This is a genomic window from Pseudomonas sp. CBZ-4 (genome assembly GCF_000346755.1).
Taxonomy (GTDB): Bacteria; Pseudomonadota; Gammaproteobacteria; order Pseudomonadales; family Pseudomonadaceae; genus Aquipseudomonas.
This window is the reverse complement of sequence record NZ_ANNV01000101.1, coordinates 148,605-164,717: the sequence shown is the minus strand read 5'-3', so window position 1 is coordinate 164,717 and position 16,113 is coordinate 148,605. Positions and strand designations below refer to the sequence as shown.

The following is a 16,113-nucleotide window of genomic DNA, read 5'->3' as shown; positions in this document are numbered from 1 at the left end:
CCGAGGTGCCTGCATCGCAGGCAAGCCAGCTCCCACAAAAACTGCTCCCACAGGTTTAATCCGGTTTCAGTCAGCTGGACTCGCCGAGCAGCAAGCCTTGCTCCCGTGCACACAACTCCACCACGTAATCCCACAACACCCGCAACCGCACCGATTTGTGCAACTCGCGCCGCGAGCTGATCCAGTAGCTGCGCATGATCCCCTCCCCCGGCAGCAACGCCACCAACTCCGGGTCTGCCGAGGCCATGAAACACGGCAACACGGCAATCCCCAAGCCCGAACGCGCCGCCTGGTGCTGGGCGATCACGCTGGTGCTGTGGAACACCACCTTGGGGTTGCGGCAAAAGCTGCTGAGGAATTTCAGTTCCTGGCTGAACAGCAGGTCGTCGACATAATCAATCCACGCGTGCGCCGCCAGATCCTCGCGCTTTTCAATCGGCGGGTGGCGGTCCAGGTAGGCGCGGCTGGCGTACAGCGCCAGGCGATAGTCGGTGAGTTTGCGCGTGACCAGTTGATCGACGCTGGGGCGCTCCAGGTGGATGCTGATCTCGGCTTCGCGGTTGAGGATGCTGACGAAACGCGGCACCGCCACCAGTTCCACTTCCAGGCCCGGGTAGCGCTCAAACAAACCACCCATGCGGCTGGCGAGGAACATCACCCCCAGCCCTTCGGCAACGCCCAGGCGGATCTTGCCCAACGGCGCGGCGCTATGGGTGAGTTCGTCTTCGGCCAGCAGCGCGACGTTTTCCATGGCTTCGGCGTGCTTGAGCAGGGCTTCGCCGGCGGGCGTCAGCTCGTAGCCCTGGGCGTGCTGCACGAACAGCGCGGTGCCGAGGCTTTTCTCAATGGCCTCGATATGCCGGGCGACGGTGGCGTGGGTGGTTTTCAGGCGTTGCGCGGCGGTGAGCAGGCGGCCGCTGCGCTGTAACTCGAGAAAGTAGCGCAGGTCATTCCAGTCGAACATATCGCCTCCCTCTCCATGGTCCCGGGTCGCGTTATTTCAACGCGCTGTTTAAAAACGCACAGCAGCTGGGTAAAAACTAACATTTTTAAGACGAAAACTAACAACTAGGATGGAGGCAATAAGAAAAACAAGCGAGACCCCAGATGCCCACTGCAACTGCTGAATACGATTACATCGTCGTAGGCGCCGGCCCCGCAGGCTGCCTGCTGGCCAATCGACTGTCCGCCAACCCCGCCCACCGCGTGCTGCTGCTCGAAGCCGGTGGCCGCGATAACTACCCCTGGATCCACATCCCCGTCGGCTACCTGTACTGCATCGGCAACCCGCGCACCGACTGGTGCTTCAAGACCGAAGCGCAGGAAGGCCTGCAAGGCCGTGCGCTGAGCTATCCACGGGGCAAGGTGCTGGGTGGCTGCTCGTCCATCAACGGCATGATCTACATGCGCGGCCAGGCTCAGGACTACGACGGCTGGGCGGCGGCCGGCAATCCGGGCTGGGCGTGGGACGATGTGCTGCCAGTGTTCAAAAAGAGCGAAAACCATTTTGCCGGTGGCTCGGAATTTCACAGCAATGGCGGCGAGTGGCGGGTCGAGCAACAGCGCCTGCACTGGCCGATCCTCGACGCGTTCCGCGATGCGGCCGCGCAAAGCGGCATCGCCAACATCAACGATTTCAACACCGGTGACAACGAAGGCTGCGGCTACTTCCAGGTCAACCAGAAGGCCGGCGTGCGCTGGAATGCGGCCAAGGCGTTTCTCAAGCCGATCCGCCAGCGGCCCAACCTCACGGTGCTGACCGAAGTGGACGTGGACCGCGTGCTCCTGGAAAACGGCCGCGCCACGCAAGTCGTCGGCCGCCAGTTGGGCCAGTCGCTAAGCTGGAAGGCGCGCAAGGAAATCGTGTTGTGCGCCGGTTCAGTCGGCTCGCCAGGTATTTTGCAACGCTCGGGGATTGGCCCCTCCGGCGTGCTCAAACCGTTGGGCATCGAAGTGGTGCGTGAGCTGCCCGGCGTCGGCGGCAACCTGCAGGACCACCTGCAATTGCGCCTGATCTACAAACTGGAAAACGCCCGCACCCTCAACCAGATCGCCGGTTCCGTGTGGGGCAAGCTGGGCATGGGCCTGCAATACCTGTACGACCGCAGCGGCCCGCTGTCGATGGCCCCCAGCCAGCTCGGCGCGTTTGCCCGCTCGGGCCCGGAACAGACCTCGGCCAACCTCGAATACCATGTGCAACCGCTGTCCCTGGAGCGCTTTGGCGAGCCGTTGCACGCGTTCCCGGCATTTACCGCGTCGGTCTGCGACCTGCGCCCGCAAAGCCGTGGCCGCGTGGATATCCGCTCGGCCAACCCGGCGGATGCGCCGCTGATCCGGCCCAATTACCTCAGCCATCCCGAAGACCTGCGCGTGGCCGCCGATGCGATCCGCCTGACCCGGCGCATCGTCGCCGCCCCGGCCCTGCGCCAATTCAAGCCGGTGGAATACCTGCCCGGCGACTCGCTGCAAAGCGAAGATGAACTGCACGAAGCCGCCGCGCGCATCGGCACGACGATCTTTCATCCGGTGGGCACCTGCCGCATGGGCAGTGATGCCGATGCGGTGGTCGACGCCCAGCTGCGCGTGCATGGCGTGCCCGGCCTGCGCGTCGCCGATGCCTCGATCATGCCGCGCATCACCTCCGGCAACACCTGCTCACCCACGCTGATGATCGCGGAAAAAGCCGCGCAGCTCATTCTTTCGCCGAACACAAGGAGCCTCACCCCGCAGAGAGAAACGGTTCATGCAATCTGAATAGCGGCGCCGCACCTGGCGCCGACAGTGGAACAACAATAAATAATCACTGTGAGGGCTACCCGATGTCAGAACATGCTCAACCCCTGGGCTCGGTCATAGACGCGAGCACCAACAACGACTCAAAGAAAGTCATCTTCGCCTCGTCCCTGGGGACGGTGTTCGAGTGGTATGACTTTTTCCTCTACGGCGCGCTGGCGGCGGTGATCAGCAAGCAGTTCTTTGCCGGGGTCAACGACACCACGGCGTTTATCTTTGCCTTGATGGCCTTTGCGGCCGGCTTTGTGGTGCGGCCCTTCGGTGCGCTGGTGTTCGGCCGCCTGGGCGACATGATCGGGCGCAAGTACACCTTCCTGGTGACCATCATCCTCATGGGCGTGGCGACGTTTTGCGTAGGGCTGTTGCCGACCTACGCCAGCATCGGCATCGCGGCGCCGATCATCCTCATCGTGCTGCGCATGCTCCAGGGCCTGGCGCTGGGCGGCGAATACGGCGGCGCGGCGACCTATGTGGCCGAGCATGCGCCGGCGGGCAAGCGTGGTTTTCATACCAGCTGGATTCAATCCACCGCGACCATCGGCCTGCTGCTGTCGTTGCTGGTGGTACTGGCCTGCCGCTACTTCACCGGCGACCAGTTCGAAGTGTGGGGCTGGCGCATTCCGTTCCTGTTCTCCATCGTGCTGCTGGGCATTTCCACCTGGATCCGTATGAGCCTGCACGAATCGCCGGCCTTCTTGAAAATGAAAGAGGAAGGCAAGGCGAGCAAGGCGCCGATCAGTGAGTCGTTCGGCAACTGGGACAACCTCAAGGTGGTGCTGATCGCGCTGTTCAGCATCAACGGCGGGCAAGCGGTGACCTTCTACGCGGCGCAGTTCTATGTGCTGTTCTTCCTCACCCAGTTCCTCAAGATGGACCCGGCCCTGGCCAACATGCTGCTGATCATCAGCGTGGTGATTGGCGCGCCGTTCTTTATCTTCTTTGGCTGGCTGTCGGACAAGGTCGGGCGCAAACCCGTGCTGATGCTCGGCCTGCTGCTGGCCACCGTGTTGTACTTCCCGATCTTCAAGAGCCTGGCGCACTACACCAACCCGGCGATGGACCAGGCCAGCCAACAGGCGCCGATCACCGTACTGGCCGACCCGGCCACCTGCACCTTCCAGTTCGACCCGGTGGGCAAGGCGAAATTTGACAGCCCATGCGACAAGGTCAAGACCTTCCTGGTCAAGCAGGGCCTGCCCTACAGCAGCGCCGCCGCCCCAGCCGGCAGCCCGGTGCAGGTGAGCGTGGGTGAAGTGCGTATCGACGGTTTTGACGAAGCGGCCCTGCGCGGCGCCGTGACCCTGGCCGGCTACCCGACTTCGGCGGACGTGGCCCAGGTCAACAAAACCATGGTGGTGGTGCTGATCGTCGCGCTGATCCTGATCGCGGCCATGTGCTACGGCCCGCTGGCGGCGTTGATGGTGGAACTGTTCCCGACGCGCATCCGCTACACCTCGATGTCCCTGCCCTACCACATCGGCAACGGCTGGTTTGGCGGGTTCCTGCCGACGGTGTCGTTTGCGCTGGTGGTGTACACCGGGGATATTTTCTACGGCCTGTGGTACCCGGTGGTGGTGACGGGAGTGAGCCTGGTGGTGGGGATGATCTGCCTGAAGGAAACCCGGCACGTGGATATCGATAACAACTGATCTTCCACCCCTGAAGATCCCTTGTGGGAGCGGGCTTGCCCGCGATTGCGGTGTGTCAGTCGATAGATTCGGCACAGACAGGACGCCATCGCGGGCAAGCCCGCTCCCACATTTTGTTTTGCGCCGCTCACACAAATTGCTGTACATCCATACAGATAATGGTTGATCAATGCTCGCTGACTGAGCATCCTGCACAGCATCAACCCGATCTGATGTGATGACCATGCGGCTGTACCTCTGTGAAAAACCCTCCCAGGCCAAGGACATCGCGGCCGTGCTCGGCGCCAGTCGCCGGGGCGACGGCTGCTGGCTGGGCAATGGGATCACAGTCACCTGGTGCATCGGCCACCTGCTGGAAACCGCCCCGCCCGACGCCTACGACGCCAAGTACAAGCGCTGGGTGCTGGCCGACCTGCCCATCGTTCCGGAAAAATGGAAGATGCGCGTCAAGCCCAAGACCGCCAGCCAATACAAGGCGGTCAAGCGCCTGCTGGGGGAAGCCCAGGAACTGGTGATCGCCACCGACGCCGACCGCGAAGGCGAGATGATCGCCCGTGAGTTGGTGGAGCACTGCCGCTATCGCGGGCCGATCCAGCGCTTGTGGCTGTCGGCGCTGGACGATGCGTCCATTCGCAAGGCCCTGGCTGCACTCAAGCCCGGCGCCGAAACCTTCAGCCTGTATCACTCGGCCCTCGGCCGTTCCCGCGCCGACTGGCTGATCGGGATGAACATGAGCCGCTTGTTCACCTTGCTCGGGCGCCAATCCGGGTATCAAGGCGTGCTGCCCGTGGGCCGCGTGCAAACCCCGACCCTGCGCCTGGTGGTGGACCGCGACCGCAGCATCGCCGATTTCGTCCCGGTGGCGTACTGGGCCATCGACGTCGACTTGCAGCATCAGCACATGACCTTCACCGCGCAATGGCGCGCAGCCGAGGATGCCTGTGATGACCAGGGCCGCTGTCTCAACCCGCAACTGGCGCGGGACGCGGCCGATGCGATGCGCAACGCGGCCAATGCGCGCCTGGTCAAGCTGCGCACCGAGCGCATGCGCGAGGTGGCACCCCTGCCCTTCGACCTTGGCACCCTGCAGGAAATCTGCTCCAAGAAGCTCGGCCTCGGCGCCCAGGAAACCCTCGACATCGCCCAGTCGCTGTACGAAACCCACAAGGCCATCACCTATCCACGCAGCGACTGCGGCTACCTGCCGGTCAGCCAGCACAGCGACGCGCCGAAGATTCTCGCCGCGCTGGGCCGGGCCGATGCGGCCGTAAATGAACTGATGCCCCATCTCGACCCACAACGCCGCTCGCGAGCGTGGAACGACGCCAAGGTCAGCGCCCACCACGGCATCATCCCCACCGGCGCGGGCAAGGACGCGGGGCAACTCACCGGCAAGCACCGCGCGGTGTACACCTTGATTCGCGCGCGTTACCTGGCGCAGTTCCTGCCCAACCATGAATACGACCGCACCCAGGCGGATTTCGACTGCGCCGGGCACGCGTTGCGCGCGGTGGGCAAGGTGGTGATCGAACCCGGCTGGAAACGCGCCCTGCCCGAAGCCCTGGCGCCGGCCAAGGGCCGCGAAGCCCCTGCACCGCAAGCGTTGCCCACGCTGGTGCAAGGCCAGGAGTATGCGGTGGCCAAGGTCAACCTCAAGGACCTGTGGACCCAACCGCCCAAGCCCTTTACCGAGGGCGACCTGATCAAGGCGATGAAGAACGTCGCCAAACTGGTGGAAGACCCACTGCTCAAGCAAAAGCTCAAGGACACCACGGGCATTGGCACCGAAGCCACCCGCGCCGGGATTATCCAGGGCCTGCTGGACCGTGGTTACCTGGTGAAAAACGGCAAGGCCCTGTCGGCGACGCCTGCGGCATTCAGCCTGATCGACGCCGTGCCCCGCGCCATTGCCGACCCAGGCACCACCGCGATCTGGGAGCAAGCCCTGGACATGGTGCAAAGCGGCGAGATGAGCCTGGAAGAGTTCGTCGCCAAGCAGGCGGCCTGGATGAGCAAGCAGGTGGCGCGCTGCAATGGCCTGCGCATGACCATCACCGGCCCGCCAGGCCAGGGCGCTGCGCCGTGGAAAAAGAAGCGCAAGAGCGCCCCACGCAAGACGGCCACCAGCCCCCGGCGCGGCAAAAAACCGGCAAATGCCGGGTAAAAGCGGAAAAAAGTCCGGCGAATGACGTTTTTCGACGGGTTTGACGCCGCTTTGGACCTTGCCCTCCCGTGGGCCGTCTAGGATTCTGTAGGGGACCCGCTGACTTCCTAACAACAACACCGGAGTGGCCGCCATGAAAACCGTTGCACAAGTGCTCAAAGCCAAGGACCAGAAGAATCAGGAAGTCCATGTCATCAAACACGACCACACCGTGTTTGAAGCGCTGGTCCGCATGTCGGAGAAAAACGTCGGGGCCTTGCCGGTCGTCAGGGATGGCGTCGTGGTGGGCATCATCAGCGAACGTGACTATGCACGTAAGATCATGCTCAAGGGGTTGTCGTCGGTCACCACGAAGGTCCACGAGGTGATGAGCTCGCCGGTGATCACCGTCGACACCCACAAGAAAGTCGATGAGTGCATGAACATCATGACCGACAGCCACCTGCGCCACCTGCCTGTCGTCGAAGATGGAAAACTGCTGGGCCTGCTGTCCATTGGCGACCTGGTGAAAGAAGCCATTGCCGACCAGGCAGACCTGATCAAGCAACTGGAGCAATACATCCGCGGCGAATAGGGGAACCCATGCTCGACAGCCTGGAACATCAGGACGACCACCTCGACACCCTGCACCGGGCCATGGCCGAACGGCGCTTTCTGGTGCTGACCGGTGCGGGCATCAGCACGCCTTCGGGCATTCCCGATTATCGCAACAGCGAAGGTGTACGCCGGGGCAAGGCGCCGATGATGTACCAGGAATTCCTCGCTACCGCCCAAGCCCGCCGCCGTTATTGGGCGCGGGCGATGCTGGGTTGGCCGAGGGTGCGCATCGCCCAGCCGAACCCCGCCCATCGGGCCCTGGCGACCCTGCAACAACGCCAGCGCATCAGCGGGTTGATCACTCAAAACGTCGACACCCTGCATGACCAGGCCGGCAGCCATGACGTGATCGAGCTGCACGGCAGCCTGCACCGCGTGCTGTGCCTGGACTGCCAGCAGCGCAGCCCGCGCGATGTGATCCAACAACGGATGGAACACGAGAACCCCTACCTGGCCGGCGTCGATGCCGTGCAAGCGCCCGATGGCGATACGTTGCTGGATCCGGCCTTTGAGGAACGTTTCCACATCCCCCACTGCCCCCATTGCAACGGTCAACGCTTGAAACCGGACGTGGTGTTCTTTGGTGAGAACGTCGCCCAGGCGACGGCCGCCAAGGCCATGGCGGCGGTGGCGCAGGCCGAGGGGTTGCTGGTGGTCGGTTCATCGCTGATGGCTTATTCGGCGTTTCGCCTGTGCAAGGCGATGGTGGAACAAGGCAAGCCGGTGATTGCGATCAACCTGGGCAAGACGCGGGGGGATGAGTTGTTGCAGGTTAAGATCGAAGCTTCGTGCGAACGGCTGTTGCCGTTGCTGGTTGAGCGACTGAGCTAACAACACCTCCCCTCTAAAATATGAGCAAGGTTTGTGTGGGAGCTGGCTTGCCTGCGATAGCGGTGTTTCAGTTACAGATGTATCAACTGACTGACCGCCATCGCGGGCAAGCCCGCTCCCACAGGGTTTTGCAGTGAATCATTGAGCTGCGAACCCCGACCCGCCACGCCAAAAAATGACGCTCAAGTCACATTTCTACGCATCCCCCCGCCGCCACGGCGATTTATGTAGTGACTAAAAATAATCACTACATAACCGTTGACGTAACCTTTTTGTCCTTGCATTATCGAGACGTCTCCCGGATCGGGAGCGTTGGTAACAAGCGTTTTGAAAGAGCTCGTCTGACCGCCGAGCTGTTTTTTCCGGATGTGCACTGCCCACAAGGCAGATTGATGAAGCTGACCGGCCCGCAAGGATCGGTACAAGGAGCTCAAACGCTGCTTGTCTTCGTTATGAAACCATGGCGTAGCAGTTCATCAGCAAGACTACATGCATCAGGTTCAAGACCCTGCCCGTATTCGGCAGACCGTCGCTGACGCCCGGTTTTCGCAACCGGAGACAACTAAGCAGTTTTAACGAATCAATTGATAGATCGCCAACTGGTCAAGGGGCTTACACATGAATCTGAACAACCAACCAACTATCGACGAATTGGCTGAGATGTTCGCAGCGCAGAAAGACACTCTCGACGACCATATCCTGTGGATTGGCAAATCGGGCGAAGTGCAACTTGACTGCCTGGCGCCCAATACCCAAGAAGCCGAATTTGACCGTAATAACCGTGAACTGGCAGCACGCCTGAAGGTGTACCGCCGGGGCCAGGGTTATGTCGGCAAGAAGGCTGCGGCTGATCGCAACTTTATCGAACAAGTATTCGACACCCTTAACAATGCCTGGGCAGCCGTCAAGGACAGCTCGCAAGTTAAAGTGATTGATCGCTACTACTAGAAAGTAACTTGTACACTCCTGTGGGAGCTGGCTTGCCAGCTCCCACACTTGTTTGTGGTGTATTCAGAAAGTTGGAAAACGCCCCTTCGCCGCCTCATCCCGAAAGATATCAAACAGCACTTGTGCCGCCGCCGACAGTTCATGCCCCGGTTTGGTCAGCACGCCTATCGGGCGCTCGATCACCGGATCGCACAATGTAATGCAATGGGCGCCCGCCTCTTCCATCTGCCGCGCGCATAACGCGGGCACGGCGCTGACCCCCAAACCACTCGCCACCATCTTGCCCACCGTCGCCAGTTGATGGCTTTCCAGCGCCACCGGCAACTTCATCTGCAAGGCCCCCAAGTGTTCTTCCAGCATCACGCGCACGGTCGAAGGCCGTTGCAAGGTGATGAAGGGGTGTTCCAGCAGGGTTTTCCAATCGACCTCACTACACTGCGCCAGCGGCGAATCGCCCGGCACCACGGCAATGAAACGGTCCAGATACAGCGGCGTAAACGCCAGTGACGAACCCTCTGACGGCTCGAACGCCACCCCCAGCTCCACCTGGCGGTCGCGCACCATCTCCAGCACCTGCTCGTTGATCAAGTCATGCACGGTCACATTCACCTGAGGGTAACGCGCACGGAATATCTTCAGGATCGGCGGCAGCAGGTTGCCAGCAAACGACGGCATCGCCGCCACCGTCACCCGCCCGCGCTGCAGGGTGAAGCGCTGGCGCAATTCGTCTTCGGCGTTGTCCCAATCGGCAATCAACCGGCGCGCCAGCGGCAACAGGGATTCCCCTTCTGGCGTGAGCGCGACGTTGCGGGTATTGCGACTGAACAGGCGCCCGCCCAGCCCTTCTTCCAGGCCCTTGATGGTCAAGCTCAAGGCCGATTGGGAGAGGTGCAGGCGTTCACAGGCGGCGGCAAAGCTCAGGCTCTGGGCCACGGCGAGAAAGGCGCGCATCTGTTTAACTGTCATGAGGCTGCTCCGGGCGACGACTCAACTATGCTGTTTTTTAAATCAATCAACCTTAAAAAACAACTTAACAAATCAATCCAGCAGCGCAACACTCGGTTCATTGGCTGGCCCACAAACAATAAAAGAGGTGCATATGGCAGGTTTCGATAAACGCGTGGCGTCCTATGAAGAAGCGCTGGCAGGCCTGGAAGACGGCATGACTGTGCTCTCCGGTGGTTTTGGCCTGTGTGGCATTCCAGAAAACCTCATCGCCGAGATCAAGCGCAAAGGCACCCGCGACCTGACCGTGGTTTCCAACAACTGCGGCGTCGACGGTTTTGGGCTGGGCGTGCTGCTGGAACAAAAGCAGATCAGCAAGGTGATCGCATCCTACGTCGGCGAAAACGCGCTGTTCGAAAAACAGCTGCTCAGCGGCGAGATCGAAGTGGTGCTGACCCCCCAAGGCACCCTGGCAGAGAAAATGCGCGCAGGCGGCGCCGGTATCCCGGCCTTCTTCACCGCCACCGGCGTCGGCACGCCCGTTGCCGAGGGCAAGGAAACCCGCGAATTCAAAGGCCGCCCGTACCTGATGGAAGAGTCCATCACCGGCGACTTCGCCATCGTCAAAGGCTGGAAAGCCGACCACTTCGGCAACGTCATCTATCGCCACACCGCCCAGAACTTCAACCCGCTGGCCGCCACCGCCGGCAAGATCACCGTGGTCGAAGTCGAGGAAATCGTCGAACCGGGCGAGCTGGACCCGGCGCAGATCCACACCCCTGGCATCTACGTCGACCGGATCATCTGCGGCACGTTCGAGAAGCGCATCGAACAGCGCACCGTACGCAAATAATCCGCCTCCAGCCCGAACAATAAGGACTCAGAACATGGCTCTTACCCGCGAACAAATGGCTCAACGCGTCGCCCGTGAAATGCAGGACGGTTTCTACGTCAACCTCGGTATTGGCATCCCGACCCTGGTGGCCAACTACATCCCCGACGGCATGGAAGTGATGCTGCAATCGGAAAACGGCCTGCTGGGCATGGGACCGTTTCCGACCGAAGACACCATCGATGCCGACATGATCAACGCCGGCAAACAGACCGTCACCGCGCGCATTGGCGCGTCGATCTTCTCCTCCGCCGAGTCCTTCGCGATGATTCGCGGCGGCCACGTCGACCTCACCGTGCTCGGCGCCTTTGAGGTGGACGTACAAGGCAACATTGCCTCGTGGATGATCCCCGGCAAACTGGTCAAGGGCATGGGCGGCGCCATGGACCTGGTGGCCGGCGCAGAAAACATCATCGTGATCATGACCCACGCGTCCAAGGACGGTGAGTCCAAGTTGCTCAGCCAGTGCAGCCTGCCGCTGACCGGCGCGAACTGCATCAAGCGTGTACTCACGGACCTGGCGTACCTGGAAATCGAAAATGGCGCTTTTGTCCTCAAGGAACGCGCACCTGGCGTCAGCGTTGAGGAGATTGTGAGCAAGACCGCCGGTAAACTGATCGTCCCGGACCACGTTCCAGAAATGCACTTCCAGTGAGGACAGATCTCATGCAAGACGTCGTGATTGTTGCTGCCACCCGTACCGCCGTGGGCAGCTTCCAGGGTTCGCTGGCGAATGTTCCGGCACCGGAACTGGGCGCCGCCGTGATCCGTCGCCTGCTGGAGCAAACCGGCCTCGACCCGGCCCTGGTGGATGAAGTGATCCTCGGCCAGGTCCTCACCGCAGGCTCGGGCCAGAACCCGGCCCGCCAGGCTTCGATCCTCGCCGGCCTGCCCCACGCAGTGCCGAGCCTGACCCTCAACAAAGTCTGCGGCTCCGGCCTCAAGGCCCTGCACCTCGGCGCCCAGGCCATCCGCTGCGGCGATGCCGAGGTGATCATCGCCGGCGGCATGGAGAACATGAGCCTGGCCCCGTACGTATTGCCTGCCGCGCGCACCGGTTTGCGCATGGGCCACGCCAAGATGATCGACAGCATGATCACCGACGGCCTGTGGGATGCGTTCAACGACTACCACATGGGCATCACCGCCGAGAACCTGGTGGACAAGTACGGCATCAGCCGTGAAGCCCAGGATGCGTTCGCCGCTGCCTCCCAGCAAAAAGCCGCTGCCGCCATTGAGGCCGGGCGTTTCGCCGATGAAATCACCCCGATCCTGATCCCGCAGCGCAAAGGCGACCCCGTGGCCTTCGCCGTCGATGAGCAACCCCGCGCCGGCACCACCGCCGAATCCCTGGGCAAGCTCAAGCCGGCATTCAAGAAAGACGGCAGCGTCACCGCCGGCAACGCCTCCAGCCTCAATGACGGCGCCGCTGCGGTGCTGCTGATGAGCGCCGACAAGGCCAAGGCCCTCGGCCTGCCGGTGCTGGCGCGCATTGCCAGCTACGCCAACGCTGGCGTCGACCCGGCGATCATGGGCATCGGCCCGGTCTCGGCCACCCGTCGCTGCCTGGACAAAGCCGGTTGGAGCCTGGGCGACCTGGACCTGATCGAAGCCAACGAAGCCTTCGCCGCGCAAGCGCTGGCAGTGGGCAAAGAGCTGGAATGGGATGCGGGCAAGGTCAACGTCAACGGCGGCGCCATTGCCATCGGCCACCCGATTGGCGCCTCAGGCTGCCGCGTGCTGGTGACCCTGCTGCATGAAATGATCAAGCGTGACGCCAAGAAAGGCCTGGCGACGCTGTGCATCGGTGGCGGCCAGGGTGTGGCGCTGGCCCTCGAACGCAGCTGATTGGCAAGAGCACTATTGAAAAGGCCCGGTTCCACGAAAACCGGGCCTTTTCTTTACCCGCTCTATCTGAATAAACACAGTCCAACTGTGGGAGCTGGCTTGTGTGGGAGCGGGCTTGCTCGCGAAGACGGAGTGTCAGTTAAAAATCAAGTGACTGACACTCCGCTTTCGCGAGCAAGCCCGCTCCCACATTTAATCTCTATCGGTCATCAGAGCGGGGTACGGCAAACACCGCATTCGCCCGCACCACCACCTTCTCCCCCACTTGCACGCTCACCGTGGCAAACGCCATTTGCCGCCCGCGCTTGTGATGTTCCAACTTCACCACCATCCACTCCCCCACCTGCACAGCCCCCAGGTAGTCCAAGGTCATGCTCGCGGTAATCAGCGGCAGCGGCGGTTCGCTGGAAAAGGCCATCGCATACCCCATGCCGACATCCGCCAAGGTCGCCAACACCCCGCCATGCACAGTGCCACGGCCATTGGCGTGACGATTGTCGGCGCGCAGGCCGATTTCCAGTTGCAACCCCTCACCCCGGCAGTACGCCGGGCCCAACAAGTCGAGCAGCGGGCTGCTGCGCGGCAGTGAAACAAAACCTTCGGGGACAGCGATCATGGCGGGTTCTTCCTTGGAGTCAGGCCTGAGGTGTACTCCAGCGCCACTGCGCCAGCCATCACCATCAGCCACGCAAATCCCGCACGATGCTTTGCGTTAATCCGCCAGACCCGCTTTAATCGCCGTCCAAATTTCCCCGCACCTCCCAAGGAACCGCAATGCGCCATCTGGACGGCAAAGCCACACCGCTTATTTTGATCTTGCTCGCAGGCCTGACCCTCGCCGGTTGCTCGCCCAAGGATCACTCCCGCGCACGAGCAATCAACGGCGAACAAAGCCAGGCCGGCGCGCAATTGGCCTATGAGCACGAACTGACCCTGGCCCTGCCCGGCGCCCTGCTCGCACCGCGTATGCAGGCCACGCGCGAAGCCTGTGAAACCGCACGCTTTGGCGCCTGTAACATCCTCGGCATCACCGAAGACGGCAACGGTGGCGAGATCATCCTGCGCATCGCGCCCACCGGGGTGGAGCCGATGGTCGCCATGGCCACGGAAGGCGGCACGCTCGGCCAACGCATCACCACCGCCGAGGACCTGGCCGACGCCGTCGCCGATGTGCGCCGCCGCCAGGATCGTCTGCAAGCCCAGCAACAGCGCCTGGATGAATTGGCCAAGCGCAAGGACATCACCGTCAGCGACTTGATCGCCTTGAGCAAAGAACAAGCCGCCATCGAAAACGAATTGCAGGAACTGGCGCAAGTCTCCGCCAACCAGCAACGCCGCCTCGACACCAACCGCGTGACCCTGAACTTCCGCTCCTCCGACGGCGCAAACCAGCCGTCACGTTTCAGCCGCATGTTCAGCACCCTCGGCGACAACCTGGTGAACGGCACCGCCGACGCCCTGGAACGTTCCAGCTACGTGTTGCCGTTTGTGATCCTGGCGTTCCCGGTGGTGTGGTTGTGGGTGTGGTTGTGGCGCCGGTTTATCAAGCGCCGCAGCTGATCAGCGCTTCATGCAGCGCTGATAGCGCTCATCCACGCGCTTGGCAAACCACGCCGTGGTCAGGTTGCGGGTGATCTTCGGGCTCTTGAGCACGATGCCCGGCAGGATTGCCCGTGGCATCGGCTTGCCGGCCGCGGTGTCCGCCAGCGCAAACACGCGTTTGTAGAGGGTGGTGTCTTCAAAGTCCAACTGCTCGCCCTGCTCCAGCTGGCTGCGGATGCTGGGGTTGCGCATGTCCAGCTTCGCGCCCAGTGAGCGCACCGCCAGCTCGGTGGTGCCGGGCAGCAACGAGCCGTAGCGAATCAGGTCGCCATCCAGCGCCAGCTCGGTGCCAGAGACGCGGCTGACCGCCGCCTGGAAGGCCGCGTTACGGCTGGCGTACCAGCCCGCGTTGAAGTCGGCGAAGCGGTACAGCGGTTGATCGTAGTTCACCGGGTAGCCGAGCAGGTGAGCGATGCCAAAGTACATGCCGCCACGGCGGGTGAAGACTTCGCGTCGGATCGTGCCATCCACCGTGTAGGGATAACCCCGTGCCTGTTTCTGCGCGAACTCGATGCTGACTTGCATCGGGCCTGCGGTGTGTACGGGGTTGAAACCGCCGAACAAGGTGTTGCCCAACGGCACCATGCTGATGAAATCGTCAAATATGCCGCTCAAGTCCTTCTCGGTGCGCGCGGCATTCAGGCGTTCGGCGTAGGACTTGCCGGTGGGCGACCGCAATTGCAAGGTGGTGCGCACCACCACCGCCGGCACATACACCTTGGCGGCGCGGCGCAGCATTTCGTCCTGGGCGATCTTGCCCATGTTCGGCACGGGCGGGTCGACCTGATAGGTGGACTCCTGCTCGGTCACCGCCAGTACCGCGCAGATATTCTCGGTGCTCGGGTCGATCTTCTGGGTGTCGAAGGCGGTGTAGATGTCCTGGGCCCAGCCCTTGCGATCCGCCACGGTCGCCGGCAGCAGGCGCACGATCTGCGCCTTCACTTCGGCTTCGTTGCGCTCCGGCTGTTGCGGACCGCGCGCGGTGGAGCAACCGGCCACTACCAGCATAGGGGTGAGGCAGAGGATCAAGCGGCGTAGGGACATGGGCGCTTCCTTGAATAACGACGGACCGGGCATATCGACCCGCAAGTGTAACCAGGGTTCGCTGACCGGGTGCGCTCGCCAACCCGCGGCTATCGTGACAGGATCTGACATCGACCATTCCTACACGGAGTTTGAATGCCATGCTCAGCCTGAATTTTCTCGTCACTTGCCTGATTGTCGTACTGATTCCCGGCACCGGGGTGATTTTTACCGTGTCCACCGGCCTCACCGCCGGCAAGCGCGCCAGCCTGTTCGCCGCGTTGGGCTGCACTGCCGGGATCATCCCGCACCTGCTGGCCTCGATTCTCGGCCTGTCCGCCTTGCTGCACACCAGTGCGTTGGCGTTCGACCTGCTCAAGTACGCCGGTGTCGCCTACCTGCTGTATGTGGCCTACGCCACCTGGCGCGATCGCTCGGCCTTTGCCGTCAGTGACACGCCCGTGGTCGCCAGTGCCCGCAGCCTGATGCTGCGCGGCCTGTTGATGAACATTCTCAACCCCAAGCTGACCATTTTCTTCCTGGCCTTCCTGCCGCAGTTCGTCGCGCCCGGCAGCACGGCGCCCACTGTGCAGATGCTGGTATTGAGCGGCGTGTTCATGGCGATGACGTTCGCGGTGTTCGTGATGTATGGCCTGCTGGCCAATGTGTTTCGGCGTGCGGTGCTCGAGTCACCACGGGTGCAGAACTGGCTGCGTCGCAGTTTTGCGGCGGCCTTTGCGGGGCTGGGGTTGAACCTGGCGTTTGCGCAGCGCTGATCTTGGTGGGGTCTGGCTTATGTGGGAGCCAGCTCCCACACAAAC

General features: G+C 62.2%; 15 protein-coding genes. 11 read left to right on the top strand and 4 right to left on the bottom strand.

The features are described from left to right. Positions 1-70: 70 nt before the first annotated feature. On the bottom strand, positions 71-964 hold the full coding sequence (locus tag B348_RS0113100; protein WP_017736568.1) for a LysR family transcriptional regulator: 894 nt from the start codon (positions 962-964) through the stop codon (positions 71-73). 143 nt (positions 965-1,107) lie between these two features. Between B348_RS0113100 and B348_RS0113095 the strand changes: the two genes are divergently transcribed. From B348_RS0113095 to B348_RS0113070, 6 genes are all read left to right on the top strand, one after another. Further along, positions 1,108-2,754, top strand: coding sequence for a GMC family oxidoreductase (locus tag B348_RS0113095; RefSeq protein WP_017736567.1), 1,647 nt, complete (start codon positions 1,108-1,110; stop codon positions 2,752-2,754). A 65-nt stretch (positions 2,755-2,819) separates the two neighbouring features. Continuing rightward, the gene (locus B348_RS0113090) at positions 2,820-4,442 is read left to right on the top strand and encodes an MFS transporter (RefSeq protein ID WP_017736566.1); all 1,623 of its coding nucleotides are present in this window, start codon (positions 2,820-2,822) and stop codon (positions 4,440-4,442) included. A 223-nt stretch (positions 4,443-4,665) separates the two neighbouring features. Beyond that, positions 4,666-6,606, top strand: coding sequence for a DNA topoisomerase III (locus B348_RS0113085; RefSeq protein ID WP_026136771.1), 1,941 nt, complete (start codon positions 4,666-4,668; stop codon positions 6,604-6,606). Positions 6,607-6,739: 133 nt separating this feature from the next. Then, the gene (locus B348_RS0113080) at positions 6,740-7,180 is read left to right on the top strand and encodes a CBS domain-containing protein (RefSeq protein ID WP_017736564.1); all 441 of its coding nucleotides are present in this window, start codon (positions 6,740-6,742) and stop codon (positions 7,178-7,180) included. 8 nt (positions 7,181-7,188) lie between these two features. Continuing rightward, positions 7,189-8,034 (top strand): NAD-dependent protein deacetylase, encoded by an 846-nt coding sequence (locus B348_RS0113075; RefSeq protein WP_017736563.1) that lies wholly within the window; start codon positions 7,189-7,191, stop codon positions 8,032-8,034. 618 nt (positions 8,035-8,652) lie between these two features. After that, positions 8,653-8,982: a hypothetical protein gene (locus tag B348_RS0113070; RefSeq protein ID WP_017736562.1), complete on the top strand. Its 330-nt coding sequence runs from the start codon at positions 8,653-8,655 to the stop codon at positions 8,980-8,982. A gap of 63 nt (positions 8,983-9,045) precedes the next feature. On the opposite strand, the gene B348_RS0113065 is transcribed toward B348_RS0113070, so the two are convergent. Then, the gene (locus B348_RS0113065; RefSeq protein WP_026136770.1) at positions 9,046-9,948 is read right to left on the bottom strand and encodes a LysR family transcriptional regulator; all 903 of its coding nucleotides are present in this window, start codon (positions 9,946-9,948) and stop codon (positions 9,046-9,048) included. A gap of 133 nt (positions 9,949-10,081) precedes the next feature. Between B348_RS0113065 and B348_RS0113060 the strand changes: the two genes are divergently transcribed. Genes B348_RS0113060 through B348_RS0113050 form a run of 3 tightly spaced genes read left to right on the top strand, consistent with a single transcriptional unit; the run spans position 10,082 to position 12,667 of the window. Then, positions 10,082-10,780, top strand: coding sequence for a CoA transferase subunit A (locus tag B348_RS0113060; RefSeq protein ID WP_003190329.1), 699 nt, complete (start codon positions 10,082-10,084; stop codon positions 10,778-10,780). Between the two features lie 34 nt (positions 10,781-10,814). Next, positions 10,815-11,474 (top strand): CoA transferase subunit B, encoded by a 660-nt coding sequence (locus B348_RS0113055; protein WP_017736560.1) that lies wholly within the window; start codon positions 10,815-10,817, stop codon positions 11,472-11,474. 11 nt (positions 11,475-11,485) lie between these two features. Beyond that, positions 11,486-12,667, top strand: a complete 1,182-nt coding sequence (locus tag B348_RS0113050) for an acetyl-CoA C-acetyltransferase (RefSeq protein WP_017736559.1) — start codon at positions 11,486-11,488, stop codon at positions 12,665-12,667. A gap of 199 nt (positions 12,668-12,866) precedes the next feature. Here B348_RS0113050 and B348_RS0113045 read toward each other — a convergent pair whose 3' ends face one another. Beyond that, positions 12,867-13,283 carry a PaaI family thioesterase gene (locus B348_RS0113045; RefSeq protein WP_017736558.1) on the bottom strand — a complete coding sequence of 139 codons (417 nt, stop codon included), beginning with the start codon at positions 13,281-13,283 and terminating at the stop codon, positions 12,867-12,869. A gap of 158 nt (positions 13,284-13,441) precedes the next feature. Here B348_RS0113045 and B348_RS0113040 point away from each other — a divergent pair, with 158 nt between their 5' ends. Continuing rightward, positions 13,442-14,227 (top strand): DUF4349 domain-containing protein, encoded by a 786-nt coding sequence (locus B348_RS0113040; protein ID WP_017736557.1) that lies wholly within the window; start codon positions 13,442-13,444, stop codon positions 14,225-14,227. On the opposite strand, the gene B348_RS0113035 is transcribed toward B348_RS0113040, so the two are convergent. Further along, complete coding sequence (locus tag B348_RS0113035; protein ID WP_017736556.1) at positions 14,228-15,313, bottom strand: DUF1615 domain-containing protein; 1,086 nt, start codon at positions 15,311-15,313, stop codon at positions 14,228-14,230. It abuts the gene before it with no gap. Between the two features lie 140 nt (positions 15,314-15,453). Here B348_RS0113035 and B348_RS0113030 point away from each other — a divergent pair, with 140 nt between their 5' ends. Next, positions 15,454-16,068, top strand: a complete 615-nt coding sequence (locus B348_RS0113030; RefSeq protein WP_017736555.1) for a LysE family translocator — start codon at positions 15,454-15,456, stop codon at positions 16,066-16,068. Positions 16,069-16,113 lie beyond the last annotated feature (45 nt).